The 16831-nt window shown below is 39.0% G+C and carries 19 protein-coding genes; 7 read left to right on the top strand and 12 right to left on the bottom strand.

Annotation, left to right across the window (positions count from 1 at the left end; translation table 11 throughout):
* Positions 1 to 134 precede the first annotated feature (134 nt).
* Together KO529_RS12135 and KO529_RS12130 are read left to right on the top strand one after the other, a co-directional pair.
* Positions 135 to 338, top strand: a complete 204-nt coding sequence (locus tag KO529_RS12135) for a hypothetical protein (RefSeq protein ID WP_215948146.1) — start codon at positions 135 to 137, stop codon at positions 336 to 338.
* Between the two features lie 158 nt (positions 339 to 496).
* The gene (locus KO529_RS12130; RefSeq protein ID WP_181422831.1) at positions 497 to 1063 is read left to right on the top strand and encodes a hypothetical protein; all 567 of its coding nucleotides are present in this window, start codon (positions 497 to 499) and stop codon (positions 1061 to 1063) included.
* Positions 1064 to 1672: 609 nt separating this feature from the next.
* Here the strand turns inward: KO529_RS12130 and KO529_RS12125 are convergent.
* Complete coding sequence (locus KO529_RS12125; protein WP_215948145.1) at positions 1673 to 2647, bottom strand: LLM class oxidoreductase; 975 nt, start codon at positions 2645 to 2647, stop codon at positions 1673 to 1675.
* 585 nt (positions 2648 to 3232) lie between these two features.
* On the opposite strand from KO529_RS12125, the gene KO529_RS12120 reads away from it, so the two are divergent.
* Positions 3233 to 3622, top strand: a complete 390-nt coding sequence (locus KO529_RS12120; RefSeq protein WP_215948144.1) for a DoxX family membrane protein — start codon at positions 3233 to 3235, stop codon at positions 3620 to 3622.
* A gap of 12 nt (positions 3623 to 3634) precedes the next feature.
* Here KO529_RS12120 and KO529_RS12115 read toward each other — a convergent pair whose 3' ends face one another.
* Genes KO529_RS12115 through KO529_RS12095 form a run of 5 tightly spaced genes read right to left on the bottom strand, consistent with a single transcriptional unit; the run spans position 3635 to position 7729 of the window.
* The gene (locus KO529_RS12115) at positions 3635 to 4456 is read right to left on the bottom strand and encodes an SDR family NAD(P)-dependent oxidoreductase (protein ID WP_215948143.1); all 822 of its coding nucleotides are present in this window, start codon (positions 4454 to 4456) and stop codon (positions 3635 to 3637) included.
* Positions 4453 to 5430, bottom strand: a complete 978-nt coding sequence (locus KO529_RS12110; protein ID WP_215948142.1) for an LLM class oxidoreductase — start codon at positions 5428 to 5430, stop codon at positions 4453 to 4455. The genes KO529_RS12115 and KO529_RS12110 overlap by 4 nt, the downstream gene beginning before the upstream one ends.
* 56 nt (positions 5431 to 5486) lie before the next feature.
* Positions 5487 to 5960, bottom strand: a complete 474-nt coding sequence (locus tag KO529_RS12105; protein ID WP_215948141.1) for a cupin domain-containing protein — start codon at positions 5958 to 5960, stop codon at positions 5487 to 5489.
* A 60-nt stretch (positions 5961 to 6020) separates the two neighbouring features.
* Positions 6021 to 7028: a zinc-binding alcohol dehydrogenase family protein gene (locus tag KO529_RS12100; RefSeq protein ID WP_215948140.1), complete on the bottom strand. Its 1008-nt coding sequence runs from the start codon at positions 7026 to 7028 to the stop codon at positions 6021 to 6023.
* Between the two features lie 26 nt (positions 7029 to 7054).
* The gene (locus KO529_RS12095) at positions 7055 to 7729 is read right to left on the bottom strand and encodes an NAD(P)H-dependent oxidoreductase (RefSeq protein ID WP_215948139.1); all 675 of its coding nucleotides are present in this window, start codon (positions 7727 to 7729) and stop codon (positions 7055 to 7057) included.
* 166 nt (positions 7730 to 7895) lie between these two features.
* Between KO529_RS12095 and KO529_RS12090 the strand changes: the two genes are divergently transcribed.
* Positions 7896 to 8780, top strand: a complete 885-nt coding sequence (locus tag KO529_RS12090; protein ID WP_215948138.1) for an AraC family transcriptional regulator — start codon at positions 7896 to 7898, stop codon at positions 8778 to 8780.
* Between the two features lie 45 nt (positions 8781 to 8825).
* Here the strand turns inward: KO529_RS12090 and KO529_RS12085 are convergent, their stop codons facing one another.
* A complete protein-coding gene (locus tag KO529_RS12085) occupies positions 8826 to 10127 on the bottom strand; it encodes an MFS transporter (protein ID WP_215948137.1) in 1302 nt (433 codons plus the stop codon).
* A 280-nt stretch (positions 10128 to 10407) separates the two neighbouring features.
* Between KO529_RS12085 and KO529_RS12080 the strand changes: the two genes are divergently transcribed.
* Entirely contained in the window at positions 10408 to 11514 is a 1107-nt protein-coding gene (locus tag KO529_RS12080; RefSeq protein WP_215948136.1) for a Gfo/Idh/MocA family protein, read from the top strand.
* Between the two features lie 66 nt (positions 11515 to 11580).
* Here the strand turns inward: KO529_RS12080 and KO529_RS12075 are convergent, their stop codons facing one another.
* Both KO529_RS12075 and KO529_RS12070 read right to left on the bottom strand, forming a co-directional pair.
* Positions 11581 to 12051 (bottom strand): RidA family protein, encoded by a 471-nt coding sequence (locus KO529_RS12075; protein WP_215948135.1) that lies wholly within the window; start codon positions 12049 to 12051, stop codon positions 11581 to 11583.
* A gap of 66 nt (positions 12052 to 12117) precedes the next feature.
* Positions 12118 to 13131, bottom strand: coding sequence for a zinc-binding alcohol dehydrogenase family protein (locus KO529_RS12070; protein WP_215948134.1), 1014 nt, complete (start codon positions 13129 to 13131; stop codon positions 12118 to 12120).
* 398 nt (positions 13132 to 13529) lie between these two features.
* On the opposite strand from KO529_RS12070, the gene KO529_RS12065 reads away from it, so the two are divergent.
* On the top strand, positions 13530 to 13745 hold the full coding sequence (locus KO529_RS12065; RefSeq protein ID WP_215948133.1) for a hypothetical protein: 216 nt from the start codon (positions 13530 to 13532) through the stop codon (positions 13743 to 13745).
* 20 nt (positions 13746 to 13765) lie between these two features.
* Entirely contained in the window at positions 13766 to 14131 is a 366-nt protein-coding gene (locus KO529_RS12060; protein WP_215948132.1) for an arsenate reductase family protein, read from the top strand.
* A gap of 305 nt (positions 14132 to 14436) precedes the next feature.
* Here KO529_RS12060 and KO529_RS12055 read toward each other — a convergent pair whose 3' ends face one another.
* The 3 genes from KO529_RS12055 to KO529_RS12045 all read right to left on the bottom strand — a co-directional run bounded on the left by KO529_RS12055 (position 14437) and on the right by KO529_RS12045 (position 16773).
* Positions 14437 to 15540: an acyltransferase family protein gene (locus KO529_RS12055; RefSeq protein ID WP_215948131.1), complete on the bottom strand. Its 1104-nt coding sequence runs from the start codon at positions 15538 to 15540 to the stop codon at positions 14437 to 14439.
* Between the two features lie 195 nt (positions 15541 to 15735).
* A complete protein-coding gene (locus KO529_RS12050) occupies positions 15736 to 16158 on the bottom strand; it encodes an OsmC family protein (RefSeq protein WP_215948130.1) in 423 nt (140 codons plus the stop codon).
* A gap of 66 nt (positions 16159 to 16224) precedes the next feature.
* Positions 16225 to 16773 (bottom strand): carboxymuconolactone decarboxylase family protein, encoded by a 549-nt coding sequence (locus KO529_RS12045; RefSeq protein WP_215948129.1) that lies wholly within the window; start codon positions 16771 to 16773, stop codon positions 16225 to 16227.
* Positions 16774 to 16831: the final 58 nt, after the last annotated feature.

Raw genomic sequence — 16831 nt, 5'->3', positions numbered from 1 at the left:
ATATATGCCTTGGGCCCGGAACCTTATCAGGTAATAAATCTTAACGAACCCAAATAGCACCTTTCCCCTACCAAGGTGCAAAGATTGCCCCTTGTCTAATCTTAAAAAAAGTATCAAACACAATCGTTTGGTGTATGGTCCTGCTATTTTTCATAGTCCACAAGACCCATGCGCACACAACTGTAAATGAAGAAATGAACCCCCATACGATCAAGAATTGGATAGAGTTACAAGCGATAACAGGCCAAAAATATCAAGATGCAGTTAACAGATATCACCAAAAAGGGTTTAGGCTGACCGCCGTAGACGGCTATTATGTAAACGGAAAGATATATTAATTATAAGGATGGTACATGTTACTTCTCTTATATATTTTGTTACATATGTGACATCCCTTCCTGAATGGCATCTTTAATTTAGCCCTTTAAAATAATTACCCTCTCGCACTGATTTCGAGATGTAATTTAAATGCTATTAGCCATAAAATAAAGGTATTATGAAAATGAATTCCACAACGCGATTATTTGCCATTCTTTTAATGGGCACTTTAACCATGGCCTGTTCGAAAGATGGTGATATTGGTCCACAAGGAGAACAAGGAATACAGGGCCAACAAGGGCCTGCCGGACCACAAGGCGAAGTAGGACCTGCTGGTACAGCCAATGTGATTTATTCCGAATGGATAACATCCCCTTTCACTTTTGATCCTAATACCTACTTAAATTGGAATTCTTTTATAATTGCTCCGGGACTGACTGAGGATATCAAAGAAAATGGCGCAGTTCTCGTGTATGGCAAATCAGCCGGCGATGTAGTATATCAACTCCCTGCAGTAATTTTCGGTCGTAACCAAAGTTATTCCGCACGGCCAGGTAGTTTATATAATTTAAGACTTATCGTTGAATCGATAGATTCTGATGTAATCGGTCAGCCTTTGCTGCTCATAGAATTCCGATACATTTTGATTCCTGGGGGCATTCCTGAAAGCGGAAAATCAGCTCCCGTAGATTATACCAAATTCAGTTATGAAGAAATAGCCGAGCGGTTCAATATTCCCGATTAGACCACAAAGCACCTTATCAGGTGATAAATCTTGACGAACCCAAATAGCACCTTTCCCGGATCAATCCCAAAAGTTGTGTGTGAATAACAAAAAAATATAATTTACTATTTCAAGTTTGTGTCCTGTTCATTTTTTGCATCGCCCAAATGCGTAGCATTCATGAATACCTTTAAAAATCAATAGACCAGCCGATGAATAAAAAACGACCAGGGCCGAATAACCAAGGTACGGTGTGCCTTGGTTAGGAGGAGCCAGCTGTAGCCATGGCCAAGCTGATTTTAAATTTCTTTAAATCTACGCACTTTCCACGGCCCCGGCGTCCAGGCCGCTTTCACTTGGGTGAAATGCTCTATGGACGCCTTCCGCCTTCCAATGTGAAAACCACTTGATTTAATACGAAATCGAAGATTCACGAAAATCTATAAAAAACCTGTCTGCCGAAGGCAGGCAATAATAACCACTTAAGTAAATTGAAAATAGGCCGGTCCTTACGTGCCGTCAACCTTCATGTGGGGATAAGTCATTTTCCGTTATTAAAAACCTTTGGGCATTGCCCTCAAGGTCTATCGTTTGGTGTCCGCCTTCCTCTAACAACTTGTGCTTTGCCCATTATATTTTTGCTGACTTTTTATTCTTTTGAAATTCTGGCAATACTTTTTCTGCCAGTCGCTCCAAGGTGCGTTCCATACTATTGGAATTGAACCTTAGATTTATACTAACATGGTTTACGCCAATAGTTTTTAAATGATGTAAATAGGTGTTCAAATAATTAGCACCCGTCCTAAAGCCTAAATGAATGGGTTCTGGCCTAAAATCATCGTCTTCTTGAAGATCTACATACATAGGCTGCATAAAAGGCTTGTCAAAAATACATGTTTCAGCAACCAATGCCCGCCATTCTTCAATTCTGTATTTCTGTTGTCTTGGGTCTCTGGGGTAATACATCCACCCATTGGCGTTTTTGGCGTTCCACTCCAAAGACTGCTGACTAAAGCCGGTCATCAATAAGGGAATTTTATGGCTTTTGGCTTTTGGAAGGATATCTATATCCCCTTTTAAAACGCCAAAATTTTTGGTTTCCAATTTAGGGTAACTCTGCTGTGACTTACGAATGTATTCAAAGGCCTCCCGAAACAATTCCCCACGGTTCTCATATTCGATTCCCATTGCGGGATATTCTTCAGATCTATCGCCTGAAGCCACTCCTAAAAGCAACCTCCCACCTGATAATTGGTCTATGGTGGCAGCGGATTTCACCACATGTACCGGATGGTGTAGTGGCAAAGCTATACTGGAAACACCCAATGCTATTTTTTTGGTTTTAGCTGCCAAAAATCCTAAATAAGTAAAGGGATCGTACATCTGGCCCGAATCGCCAAAAGAAGGTACATTAAAGGGTACGTCACGAATCCAAAGGGCCTTGAAGCCCAATTCTTCCAATAATTCCACACGTTCCAAGTGATGCTCCATGGTAGGCATTAATCCTTGATCGTAGTTCTCTATAGGCATTGCAATTCCAATGCTCAGTTCATCGGGTTGAAATACACTGTTATATGCTTTGTTAATAGGTTCAAAATCCTTCATACTCTTTTCTTCGGGGGTTTAACTATTTTATTCTATGAATCTGTCCTACAGCTTCATTAATACTCTGGCACCTGCTACCCTACTTTTTAATATAAACGTTATATCTCAATATACGTGGAAGCTGTCCAAAGTAGCACTTACCAAAAATAAGTTAGCGAACTATTATCCGGGTTTTAGGCATTTCCAAGTTGCTGTGCAATTTTCATACCGTTCCTGGATATTGATAGAACGCCTATCGTATACCCCAAACCATTAATGACCTATAGAACACATAACTACCTAAGTCACAGCCTTGAACGGTATAATTACTTGATTGAACTTGAGTATAAGGTTTTTGTCCTTTATGGATATAAAGCATTAAAAGGTTCCAATTTTAATTGGAAATCACAGCGTATTGCGTAAAACAATCCTGCCGTACTTTTTACAAAGATACTAAAAACCAATTTTAAAGTATTTTTAAAGGTAGTAAGAATAAAAATTGACCGATAAATTGCACATCATCTAAAAGAGGGGGTAAAAACGTTCTTGACACTGTCAATATAAATGCACCCTCCCACATTTTTATATATTTGCTACAAAAAAGTAATGAACAATATTAGTTATTTAATGTTGCGCCTGGCGATAGGGTTAAGCATGTTTGGGCACGGATTGGTACGCTTGCCCAAACTTTCGGGTTTTAGTAAATGGATGGTCAAAAGTTTTGAGGGCTCCATGTTGCCAGAGATCATTATTGTGCCCTTTAGTTATGCACTTCCCGTACTTGAACTTTGTATAGGGCTTCTTTTGCTTATAGGCCTTTTTACCAAGCAAGCGATTCTTTTGGGGGCGCTGATCATGCTCATGTTGATCTTTGGAACCACTTTAATAGAGAACTGGCCTATATTACCGTCACAACTTTTCCATGTAGCCTTTTTTGCAGTACTGATGAATTATATTGACGATAATAGCTGGGCATTGGACCTCAAATTAAAATGAGCGGACAATCATTTAGGAGACTAGATTTCCCAAAATTTCATTGGTGATCCCTATAAGTTGTCTTATTTTATCTTGGTCATAAGCATCGGTATGGGCTGGGGCAAATACTCCTCTATCCTGTCCCATATCATTATTAAAATATTTTCCGGAATCGTTTTTATACGTTTCTGAGATCGCCAGATTCACTAATAGATTTGACCCTTTTTCAGCTGGGGCCCAATGCTGTCCGTAGGCTTCATTAGCCATTTTAGTGTTTAATAGGGAACCGGGGTTCACAGCAATTACTGTAATTGCTGGTTCTTTTTTGGCCAAATTGAAACTCCACATGGTCAAGGCCAATTTGCTCTGTGCATAGGATTCGTTTTCGGATAGCCGCGTTTTTCCAAACACAACGTCATCTGATACAGGGGATTGAGCAGCGGAGCTTAAATTAACAATTCGTGCTTCTTTCGATTTTTTTATATTGGGAAGAATGGCATTCGTTAACATATAAGGTGCCAGATAATTAACCACTATTCTAGTATCCAATCCATTTTTGTTGGTAGCGGTCTTGCTTTTAAAAATACCCGCATTATTAATGAGAACATCAATTTTGGGGATTTCGTTTTTAATTTGTTCGCCCATTAAAGAAACCTCATCCAAATCTGTAAAATCGGCCACAAACCCTTTTACATTTTCATTTTTTGAAAGTTCTTTAATTTCTGAAATCACCGCAGTGAGTTTTTCTTTATTTCTACCGTGTAGGTAAACTTCGTGGCCTTTTTTAGCCAATTGTATAGCCGCCAATTTTCCTATGCCGTCCGTGCTTCCTGTAATTACTATTGTTTTGCTCATATTATCGCTTTCTCTTTTTTAGTGGTATGAAATTCAGGCAATACTTTTTCTGCCAGTCGCTCCAAAGTTTCTTCCATGCGATTGGAATTGAACCTTAAATTTATACTTACATGATTTACGCCAATAGTTTTTAAATGATGCAAATAAGTATTTAAATAATTTGCACCCGTTCTTAATCCCAAATGTATGGGTTGGGGCATAAAATTATCGTCTTCCTGAAGATCCACATATAAAGGTTGCATAAAAGGTTTGTCGAATTCGCCCGATTCGGCCACCAGTGCCCGCCATTCTTCAATTCTGTATTTCTGTTGTCGGGGATCCCTGGGGTAGTACATCCATCCATTTGCGTTTTTGGCATTCCACTTCAAGGACTGCTGACTAAAACCGGTCATCAACAAAGGAATTTTATGGTTTTTAGCTTTTGGAAGTATATCTATATTCCCTTTTAAATCACCAAAGTTTTTAGTTTCCAATACAGGAAAACTCTCCTGCGACCTACGAATGTATTGGAAGGCTTCCCGAAATAACTCCCCGCGATTATCATAATCGATGCCCATGGCGGGATATTCGTCAAATCGATCACCAGAAGCCACCCCTAAAAGCAACCTCCCGCCCGATAATTGATCTATGGTGGCAGCGGATTTCGCCACATGCACCGGATGGTGCACGGGCAAAGCGATACTGGAAACACCCAATGCTATTTTCGACGTCTTGCCCGCCAAAAATCCCAAATAGGTAAATGGATCATACATTTGACCCGCATCGCCAAAGGAAGGCACATTAAAAGGTACATCCCTAATCCATAAGGATTTAAAGCCTAGATCTTCAATAAGTTCTACACGTTCCAAGTGATGCTCCATGGTAGGCATTAGCCCTTGGTCGTAGTTTTCTATAGGCACTACTATTCCAATGCTCAATTCATCAACTTGAAATACACTGTTGTAGGCTTTATTTATGGGTTCGAATTCTCTCATATTAAATTGTCTTAGCTAAAGCAAAGAATACCAATGTTCTAGACAAATTCTTCATCTCATTGGCTGTTTTGTAAATAATCTGGTAATTCTTTAGACAACCAATCCTCTCTAACAGGAACGTGCACGTCTAAATCCACCGTTTTTTCCAACGCCCAAAATTCATGGGGTACATTTTCGGGAAACACAATCACTTCTCCACCAGAAACAATAACAAACTCTTCTTTACCGTCTATAACGGTCTTAATTTTCACTTTACCGGAGATGATATAGGTAATCTGCTCATTTGGATGTTTGTGCCATGGAATATGAGCTCCTTTTTCAAGGTTAAAAATGGTCATCTGCCCTTTTTCTCCATGAAACCATTTACGTTGAATACCTTTACCAATAGATTCCGATTCCATTTCATTAAAATTGAAATGCTGCACTTTAGAAGTAGCTACGGAATCAATCGTATTTACCTGTGCTCTTACAGTATTATTGGCAAATAATGCTGTTATTGTCAATGCAGTTATTGCTTTTCTTATGTTCATTCTATTCCAATTAAAACACTCGCAGTGTCATTGATTTTTTAATTATCTAACCCATCAGGTTTAAAACCCTTCTAAAACAATCTTACCTTTTGCTTTTCCTGTTTCTAAAAAGGCATGGGCCTTACGTAGATTTTCCGCATTAATAACACCGAAGTTTTCACCCAGAGTAGTTTTAACAACCCCTTTATCTATTAAAGTGGATACTTCGTTTAAAATATGGTGTTGTTCCATAATATCTTCGGTTTGAAACATAGATCTAGTAAACATGAACTCGATGTGGGTAGATACCGATTTTACTTTAAACGGCATCACATCGAACGATTTTGGATCGTCTATAAAGCTGAATCTACCTTGTGGTTTTATTACTTTTACAATCTCCTCTGCATGTTGTTCGGTGCCATTTAAACTCACAACATAATCTGGTGCAGAAATCCCATATTTGGCATATTCATCACTTAATTTGTTCCTGTGATTAATTACCGCATCCGCACCCAACTCTTTTAACCATGATGTAGTTTCTTCTCTGGAAGCCGTACCTATAATTTTTAGCCTAGTGAGTTTTTTAGCCAATTGCACTAGAATTGACCCTACTCCACCTGCTGCTCCAATAACCAATATGCTTTTGTTGGGGTTGTCTTTCTCTACCTGAAGTCTGTCGAACAACATTTCCCAAGCCGTTAGGGTCGTTAATGGCAAGGCCGCTGCTTCGGCATACGATAAGCTGGAAGGTTTTCTGCCTACTATTTGCTCATCCACCAATTGAAATTGTGCATAACTACCAGGACGTGTAAAATCTCCGGCATACCAAACTTCGTCACCTACCTTAAACAAACTGACATCCTCTCCAACTTCTTTTACTATTCCAGTAGCATCCCAACCAATTACTTTCCATTGATCATCTTCTGCCGGCATTCCTGCACGTACTTTATAATCGGCCGGATTAACAGAAATGGCTTTAATTTCAACCAAAATATCCCTACCCTTTACTTGGGGCACATTCAGTTCTATATCCTGTAAGGATTTTATATTTTCAATTGGAAGGTTCTTTTTATATCCTATTGCTTTCATAATTTTTTCTTTTATTTGTTTAAGTACTACAACCAGGTAACTATATCTTCTTTATTCCTTCTCGATTTGGCAAAAGCTGGTTCTTCCTTTCTGTAACCAAATGCCGCCATATAGGATAAACCGTATTTATCCGTATCCACACCGAATTTTTCCCGCAATAGGGCTTCTGCTTTTTCTTGATGGAATCCTTCAATAGGACAACTGTCTATACCTATCAATGCCGCGGAAGTCATCATGTTTCCTAAAGCGATATAGGTTTGTTTTGAGGCCCAATCGAACAACTTTTTATCGTTATCCAGATTAAAATCGCGCTCCTGGAATTCCCTATAAAATTTGGAATACATTTCTATTACCTCTTCAGGTAATTGTTTTACATCCTTCATCATGGACATGATGTAATCGGAATCCCATTTGGTCATGGGCGCCTTCATACTCAACCCCAATACAAAGTGGCTTGCAGTATCTAATTTTACAGGTGCTCCCCAAGCTACAGGTTTTAGTGCTTCCCTTAATTCCTTATCCTGGACCACTATAAAATGCCAAGGTTCAAAACCAAAAGAGCTGGGGGATAAATGTGCCGTTTCCAAAATGAAATTCATATCGGCATCCGATACTTTCTTGGTAGCGTCAAATTCTTTGGTAGCGTGTCTAAATTGAAAAGCGTTTATAATGTCCTTTTTTGAAATGTTTGGTGTATTCATTTTTTATTTTTTTGATTCCGTTTAAATTCAGGGACAAAGTTACCTGCACTGGCCATGATCTTTTTGGTAAAAAACTTGGGTATTTATGTATTTCTAAAGGTTAATAGACTAAATAATTGATGCTGTATATGTATTTTACTTAATTTTACTTAAAAATTAGCCAAAAATGCAAGTATTAGAGACTCACAAACCTTTTGAAATACAAGAACTGGAATTATCGGAATGGAAACAGCGCCCGGTCAAAAACAACTTCTTTGAACTGGTTTTAATAAAAGAAGGAGAAGGTACGCAGTGTATCAACTATAATGAGGTTGCCTATTCTAGAGGCAGTATCTTTCTACTGCCTCCTCTAAAATGTCACTCTTTTACTATTGAACAACCCACAAGGTTCGTCTTTTTGAAGTTTACAGATTCATTTTTCAAAAATACCAAGGGCATGTCCATTATTAGAAATGAATGGTTCAAAGAAGCTTCCTATATACTTTCCAACTACAATCAGTTACCCGGAGATATCATTAAGAACGACTTGGACAAACGTCATATGGAAAGTTTAATTTCCATGATTTTGCAAGAATCCAGAGACTACGGCCAAGAGTCCATAAACCTGATAACAAGTCTAATGACCAGTATTTTGGAGATATTGATCAGGAACATCAAAAAAACCAATTATTTTGACGGACCAAAGAATAATACCGATGATAAAATCTCAAAGATGCTCACCTATATCAACGAGAATATTGATAAGACCGAGCTTTTAAAAGTGGAAAACCTGGCAGATGTATTTATGATGTCTACCACCTATGTAAGTGAGTATTTTAAAAAGCAAGTGAATATGCCCTTGCGGGAATACATTATAAAGGCAAAATTAAAATTGGTGGAAATTCGCTTATTGAATTCCGATTTTACACTGACCGAAATTGCACAGGAATTGGGCTTTACTGATGTTAGCCATCTCTCAAAAACCTTTAAAAAGTATGTAGGCATCTCCATTCGAGAGTTTAAGAACAACGGAGAATATAGGCTTTTAACCCGAAATGCCTGTACCGGATAAACCCGATGGCTATTCCATAACCAAGAATAAAAAATACACTGTTTCTTATTGTGGATTCTTCACCTTAAAAGACCCAATGATCAAAAACAATAAAAAAGCTAAGGTGATGTAACTTATATATCTATAAGATCCCAAGGTTGTATAGCAATAGCTAAAAAGACTAGGCGCAACGGCGCTGGCTATAACCAAAAAGCTCATTACTTTTCCTGAGATGGAACCTAAATACCTTCTACCGAAAAAACTGGGCCATGTAACTGCATTGATTACTGCAAATAAACCACCCATAGTCCCTAGCCCCCCGACCAACAAATATACCCCTATAGGATAAGCGAGAAACAATAGTCCCAACGAGGCCACTACCCCACTTGCCAACATAATGAACAAATAGATTTTATGCTGAATGTAATCACTTAAAATGTTGCAGGTAGTTGATACGAATATTGCTATTATGGACATGGGCAAAAAAATTGCGATGGCTTCGGCCTTTGTGTAATCCTGACTTCCAAAAATAGAGACGATATGAAATGTAAATCCCGTTACATAAAAACTATTGAAAGCCAAAACCAGTCCAAACATCCAAAAGGCCCGAGTTTTTTTAGCTTCTTTTAAGGTAAAGTCGGTCTCGATTTCCTCAGCCTCTTGGTCCACTTCCTTCTTATCATGTCCATCGGGAAGCAAATCGAAATCCTCCGGCCTATTTCTATACAACAGTAAAATACAGAGGCAAAAAATAAAAAGGGACAGGGCCATTATTTGCCAACTGCTGGCCCAGCCATGGTCGTCTATAAGCCTATTCAACAGAATCGGGGCACTGGAAAAGCCTAGGGATACTGTAATACTGCTTATGGAATTAATTTTTCCCCTATTTTTCTTAAACCACATCATGATCATATTCCTAGAGGCCATGGTCAATACCCCCTGACCACTAAACCTAATTAAAAAAAATAAAAATGTGATCAATAAAAACGGAATCAACCAGGAATCAAAATTAAAAAGCGCCTTAATGGCCCCACTAATTTCAACGGAAACAGAAAATATTAATAGAGACACTCCCAAGAGCAGGGTGGCAAAGAATGCCACATATCTAGCACCATAGGCATCGAACCATCGCCCGGCCCGCGCCACCAAGGCAGAACTCAACAAGGTACCGATCATATACGCGTTACTAAACTCATTTCTTGATAATCCCAAAGCATCTTTTACGGGATCCGTAAAAACAGATACGCCTATGGTCTGCCCCGGAATACTCGCTAAAATGCCAATACTACCAATAAAAAGAACCACATAACCATAGAAAAAAGGAAACTCTTGAGGCTTTATTAAGGAAATTCTATTTTGATTTTGCATGTGCCGATAAAAGCCTGCAAAGGTAACCTTTTATCAGGATCTACTGTCCACTGCACTTTAAAACGCTACCATGGGCTCCTTAATAGTCCATGTAAACATGGATATTTTTCAACGCCGATATAGGTTTAGGCTTTGTATTGGCCAAGGACAGAACGCCTAATTTTTCGTTGTTATTGAATATGGATTTCAGAAGGTCTCCAAATTTTGACAAAACATTTCTTTATCTATTGCCGGTATAACTTCATTTTAGTTATTTTTAGGACACACAAATACGATCATTATGGGTTCTAGAAGAGATTTTTTGGGAAAATTAACCGTTTCCGCAATCAGTTTACCAATTTTATACAGTCCAGCAAAGCTGTTTGCTGCCTCCAGCAAGCCCTATGATGGGCCCATTTTAAGGGTTGCCATAATGGGACTTGGAAGTTATGGTACTCGAGTTGCCAAAGCCATGGAATCTTGCCAGAGAGCCAAGCTGGTGGGACTTATAAGTGGTACTCCATCAAAAGTGGTGGACTGGCGTGCCAAGTATGGCATACCCGAAAAAAATTGTTATAACTACGACAACTTTGATCAAATTAAAAACAACCCGGATATAGATGCCGTTTATGTTATTACCCCTAACGGACTGCATAAGGACCAAGTAATTAGGGTAGCCAAAGCAGGAAAACATGTAATCTGTGAAAAACCCATGGGCATCAATGCCAAAGAAGGGCAGGAAATGGTAGATGCCTGTAAAGCGGCAAATGTAAAATTATTGGTAGGCTATCGCATGCATTATGAACCCAAGACCGTAGAAGTAATACGCATGCGAAAGGCTGGAGAATTTGGAAAGCTCAAGTTCTTTCAAGGGCTATCTGGATTTACCATTGGAGACCCTACACAATGGCGATTGAATAAAAAACTGGCCGGTGGTGGCGCAATGATGGATATTGGTATTTATTCCATTAACGGAGCCCGGTACATGCTGGGCGAGGAACCAATTTGGGTTACGGCCCAAGAAACCAAGACAGATCCCGTAAAATTTAAGGAAGGTGTGGATGAAACCATACAATTTCAGATGGGGTTTCCCAGTGGTGCAACAGCTTCGTGTCTATCTACCTATGCCATGAGACATTTGGACCGTTTTTTTCTAAATGGAGAAAAGGGATTTGTAGAAATGCAACCCTCCACAGGCTATGGCCCAATTAAGGGCAGAACACACCAGGGAGAACTAACCCAGCCACATATAACCCACCAGACCCTTCAGATGGATGGTATGGCCCAACTTATTTTTGAAGGGGTACAACCTATTGTACCCGTCGACGGGGAGGAAGGTCTTAAAGATTTGAAAATTATCGATGCCATTTACAAGGCGGTGAAAACTGGAAAAAGGGTTGATTTATAATGTTTTACCCTATTGTATTGACTCCTATAGTTTAAAACTTAAGATCAACATTATTCGAAACTGCAGTTAATCGATCTCGGCAATTAAATAGACTATTACCGGAACGTCCAATGGCGATTGATAAATGCCTATTGCCGATCGGGTGTGGATTCCCCTATCCCCAAACACTTCATTCATTACATCCGAAGCTCCGTCCAAGACATCTGAATGATCCTTGAACCCCTCAGCGGCCTGTATATGGCAGTCCAAGCGGATAATTTTTTTGACCCTTTCCAAGTCTTTTACTGCATCCTTTAGTTGGGCAATGGCATTAATGGCACAAATACGCGCACAGTTATACCCCTCCTCTATATTTAGGTCGCTCCCTACCCTACCGGTATAAGCCAAAACTCCAAACTCCCCATCTTTCCATGGTAACTGACCAGAGGTGTAAAGGGTATTATTACTAATTGTCCAGGAAACATAATTCCCCACTCCCCTAGGTGCCACTTTGGGCAGCACAATGCCCATGCTTACCAATTTTTCTTCAATGGTCATACATCCAATATTTTATCAATACAATACAAAAGTAACCTTTGAAAAATAAAACAATTACCGGTGTCCTTAAAATAAAATTACCGTTTTACCAATAGTTTTACCGGACTCCTGCATTTCATGTGCAGTCTTTAAGTTATCTACCGTAAGCCCGTAAAGCGTGGTAGTCAATGTAGTTTTTAAAGTGCCCTCATCCAATAATTGGGACATATGGTTTAAAATATCTTGTTGGCGCTCTATGTCCTCTGTATTATACATGGAGCGGGTGTACATAAACTCCCAAGAAAAGGTAACGCTCTTATTTTTTAATAAATTTAGATTTAAGGGTTTACTGCTACCGGTAATGGAAACAATGTGTCCCTGGGGTTTAATTATATCGGTCGCCAATTCCCAATAGCCCTCCAAATCCACGAAATCCAAAATATAGTTGACCTGACTATGACCAATCTTCTCCAATTCCTCTTTTAAATTGTAGTGATTCACTACATGATCCGCTCCCAAATCTTTGCACCAGGTTATGGAATCCTCCCTGGAAGCCGTGGCGATAACCGTAAGGTTACACAATTTCTTGGCCAATTGAATGGCGATGGAGCCTACCCCGCCGGCACCCGCTATGACCAGAACCGCTTTACCCCTGTCTTTTTCTGGATCGATCCTAATACGATCGAACAGCGCTTCGTAGGCGGTTAAGCTTGTCAAGGGCATGGCCGCTGCCTCGGGTACACTCAAATTTTTAGGTTTGTGCCCAACAATCCGTTCATCTATTAGCTGATATTCGGCATTGCAACCACCTCTGGTAATGTCTCCGGCATAATATACCTCGTCCCCTACCTTGAACTTTGAAGTTTTATCACCTACGGCCTCCACGATTCCTACCGCATCCCATCCAATAATTTTAGGAGTGTCCAACACCATATCCTTTGCGGCATTTTGTCTAATTTTAAAGTCGACCGGGTTGACGGATATAGCCCATATTTTAACCAACAAATCATATCCCGTTGGGGTTGGTTTCTCAGTTTCAAAGGCTATAAAACTATTCTTTTCCGTAATGGGTAATGATTGTTTAAATCCTATTGCTTTCATTATTATTTTTCTTTTTATTGGCCCTTAAGTTTAGTAGTACCCTACCAACTGTACATAGCAGTGACATTTTTAAAAACCTATAAATGTGCTTTTGCACAAGTAAAGCTTCTAGATTCATAAATATAATTGAATTGTTCCAAATAGAGATGGTTTCAAAAAATTAACCCAATATGGAGGTACAATAAGCCTTTAATTACTTTAAAAATAAAAGAACAGGACTTTGGTTCGTCGAGAACAGGACATAGGTCGTAATCCATATCAGTTTTTTTTTATTATTGAGTCGGCTTCCTATTCCATGAAGTTTTTCTGAGGAGGAATTATGATTTACATGACCGTCATCAGGGTTTAAAACTAAAAACTTCTTTATATTTATAGTATCAATCAATACATTTTTCACCATGAATGATTTAAGAAAAGTATTAGGCGAAATTTCACAGCTCACTTCCGATATTGAAACCAATTATCCTGAGCTATATCGTTCTTTGGATGAAAATCCTTTGACTATTCCTGCAAAAAGTCACCCCCATGTAAACAAGGAAGATTTAAAAGAATATTTGGAGAGTTTAAAGCAATTGATAAAACATCATTTAGAGACCCATACAAAAAATGGGTAAGACAATTTTAAAATAAACCTATGGGAGAAATAGCTACCTCGGAAAGACAGATAACACTATATTACAGTTCCAAATCCACAAGAGCCAAGCAAACCTTGGCCTATGCCAAAGCTGAAGGATTGCCGATATTTGAAATTGACATCCTTAAAGTCCCTTTAACAGGGACCCAAATTGCTGAATTGGCGGATAGGTTAGGTATTGAGGTAAAGGGTTTGGTGAACCAAGAACATCCATCTTATAAAGCCCATTTTGATCCCCACGAATTTTCTACAGACGATTGGATAAAAATGATTAGGCACAACCCTGAGATTATGAAGCAACCCATTGCCATCCGCGGTAAAATGACCATTTTAGTGGAAACCCCTACGGATATTATTAAAATTTAATATTTCTCATTTATCTTTAGTTGACATAAATTAACTATATATTCATATCCAACTTTAAATCAATCAATTAAAATATTTATATCATATCCCCTAGAGAACAGTCGGGAGGTCCGTGTTTTTCAAAACGGTAATAAGAATAAGGTCTCGACTGCGCTCGACCTGACATACCTCCACTGCGCTAAACATGACAAACCTATACTACGCTAGACCGGTACTTTAAGGAAGCCTCTTAATTTTAATTTCTTTGATAAAGTTGATTTTGCAAGTTGCCATACAACTTCCCTTTTTCAAATACAAGGTAGGGATTAGACCTTAATGTAAATCTTCTTTTTGTCCAACCAAAGTCCTATCAACCAACATAACATCATAAAGACCAAGGCGAAGACGAAAGACCCGTAATAAGGTCCGAACCAACTGAATCCCTTTTCGTAGATATAATTGTACAAACTTTGATTTTCATTAACGCGGACAAAAAGCAAAGTAATGGCCAAATATTCCGAGAGTAGGTAAATGAAGAGCGAGTTCTTTCCAAAGACTTCGAAGAAATTAAAGTTTATCGGCTTTTTAAGAAATTCTATAGCATAAATAAGAATGGACAACACAACTATGTCGAGGCCAATGGTAAGAATCACAAACGAACTTGTCCATAACTTCTTGTTGACAGGAAAGCTTAAATTCCAAAAATACGCAACGGCCAATAACCCTGCAGCTATCATGAACATTTTGGCCAATTTTTCATAAGAAATACCCCCTTGAATAACAAACTTTCCAACTAGATACCCTGCTATTACATTACAGATAGCCGGCAACGTACTTAACAGCCCTTCTGGATCGAACGGAAGTCCATCACCCCCATAAAGGTGACTGTCACCAAGAATTAACCTGTCAAGGGTTCTCACCAGGTTGCCTTCTAAGGTATAGTCGCCAAAGGCACTGAGCAACCCCCAATAGCCAAGGAGGATAATTGCAGAGGCGATAATAAGCTGGCGGTTGGTAAGGAAATAAATCATGGTTGCTCCAATAAAATAACAAATTGCTATTCGCTGTAACACTCCCAATATCCGCGTTTCACTAAATGGAACCAAGGCCAGGTCCCCGGAGTCTGTCCATGACACAAAAGGAAACCAATACATTAGATATCCCAATAAAAAGATAATTAAGGTCCTTTTTATAATTTTCTGAAAAACTTCCGAAAGGGGTTTGTCGGCCCATCTGGTCTTAACGAATGCAAAAGCATTTCCTACCGCAAAAAGAAAAGAAGGAAAAACCAAGTCGGTCGGAGTAAAACCATTCCATTTGGCATGTAATAACGGAGCGAAGGTAAGGTCCCAATCCCCTGGAGTATTAACGATTATCATTAAACAAATAGTCAATCCGCGGAAGACGTCGAGAGCCTTGAATCTTTTCATGATAAATTACATATTATTTAAGCTCTAAGTTAATCAGTACAATTGTTCTACCAAATTAATTACTCTTTTTCATTGATTCTTAATAAAATCTCGATATACGACCTTTAAGACTGGAATGTATTGTGGGATATTAAAAAAGTAACCCCGATGTAAACACCGGGGCTAATTTAATTGAAAATATAATGGATTATTAATCTATACCTCCGCAGGCTCCAATTGTGCTGATTCCTGAAATTCCCATTCTCCCCTGACCAGTCTGGTAACATAACAATTGTCCGCCTCACGGACCAATAGCTCCCTTTGCTCCTCGGTGAGATTTCCCTGAATTTGGATGTCGGATTCCACTATGGTTTTAAAGCTGCCATTGGGCTGGCGCACTGCCGTTTGTTCCAATTGGGCATCCACCTCCCCTATTTCCCAGCCTTTTCGTCTGGCAACATTTCTTATTGTGGCCACTTTACACATGGAGATTCCTGCCAATACCAATTCCACTGGGGAAAACCCTAAATCGGTACCTTTGGAAGGGATGGGCTCGTCCCCAAGTATAGCGTGTTTTCCATTGCTTATGACTGACTGGTAGCCTACCGGTAAATTCTTGATGTTTATTTTTGTACTCATTTTGTTTCTTATTTTTGACCCATTGGATTTATTGACACCCAAGGGTGTTTATTTACTAATACTGATTTATATATCTGCTGTCTGGAGTTCTTCCGCTAAAGGGAAATCTATTTTAAAATTCGCCAAATTGTGAATTAGATTACTAATCGTCTTGTCTCCAATAACTATAACCACATCGATCATATTGGCCTCGGTATAACCGGCACCAAAAAGTTCTTCCTTCACTTTTTCAGAGGCCTTTCCGTTATTCTGAACTGTAGACAATACAAACTTCGCCAAAGCATCCAGTTTCGTGTCAAAACTGGCAGCACCCGTCCTAATCTCTAAAATTTGATCTTCGGTAAACCCGTTCATTTTACCAATTTGTGTATGGGCAGATAAACAGTAGTTACATCCATTGAACTGACTCACCACTAGATTAATAACTTCTTTTTCCTTTGCCTTTAAGGTAGTTTTACGATTCTGCAATGCTAGGTAATCTCCCAATGCTGTCTCATTCTTTGCATAATAGGCATACAAATTAGGGACGAATCCTACTGCCTTTTTCAGATTGTCGAAAATTGCTTGATTGTTCGTTGATACTTCTTCTCTACTTGGTACTTGAAATCTTTCCATTGTATTGTATTTTAATTGTTGTACTTAATTTTAACAATGCAAAGATGCGACCTGGAAG

The sequence above is a fragment of the Arenibacter algicola genome (genome assembly GCF_018860365.1).
GTDB lineage: Bacteria > Bacteroidota > Bacteroidia > Flavobacteriales > Flavobacteriaceae > Arenibacter > Arenibacter algicola_B.
The sequence above is the reverse complement of the archived record's forward strand: the minus strand, read 5'-3'. Positions and strand labels throughout refer to the sequence as shown.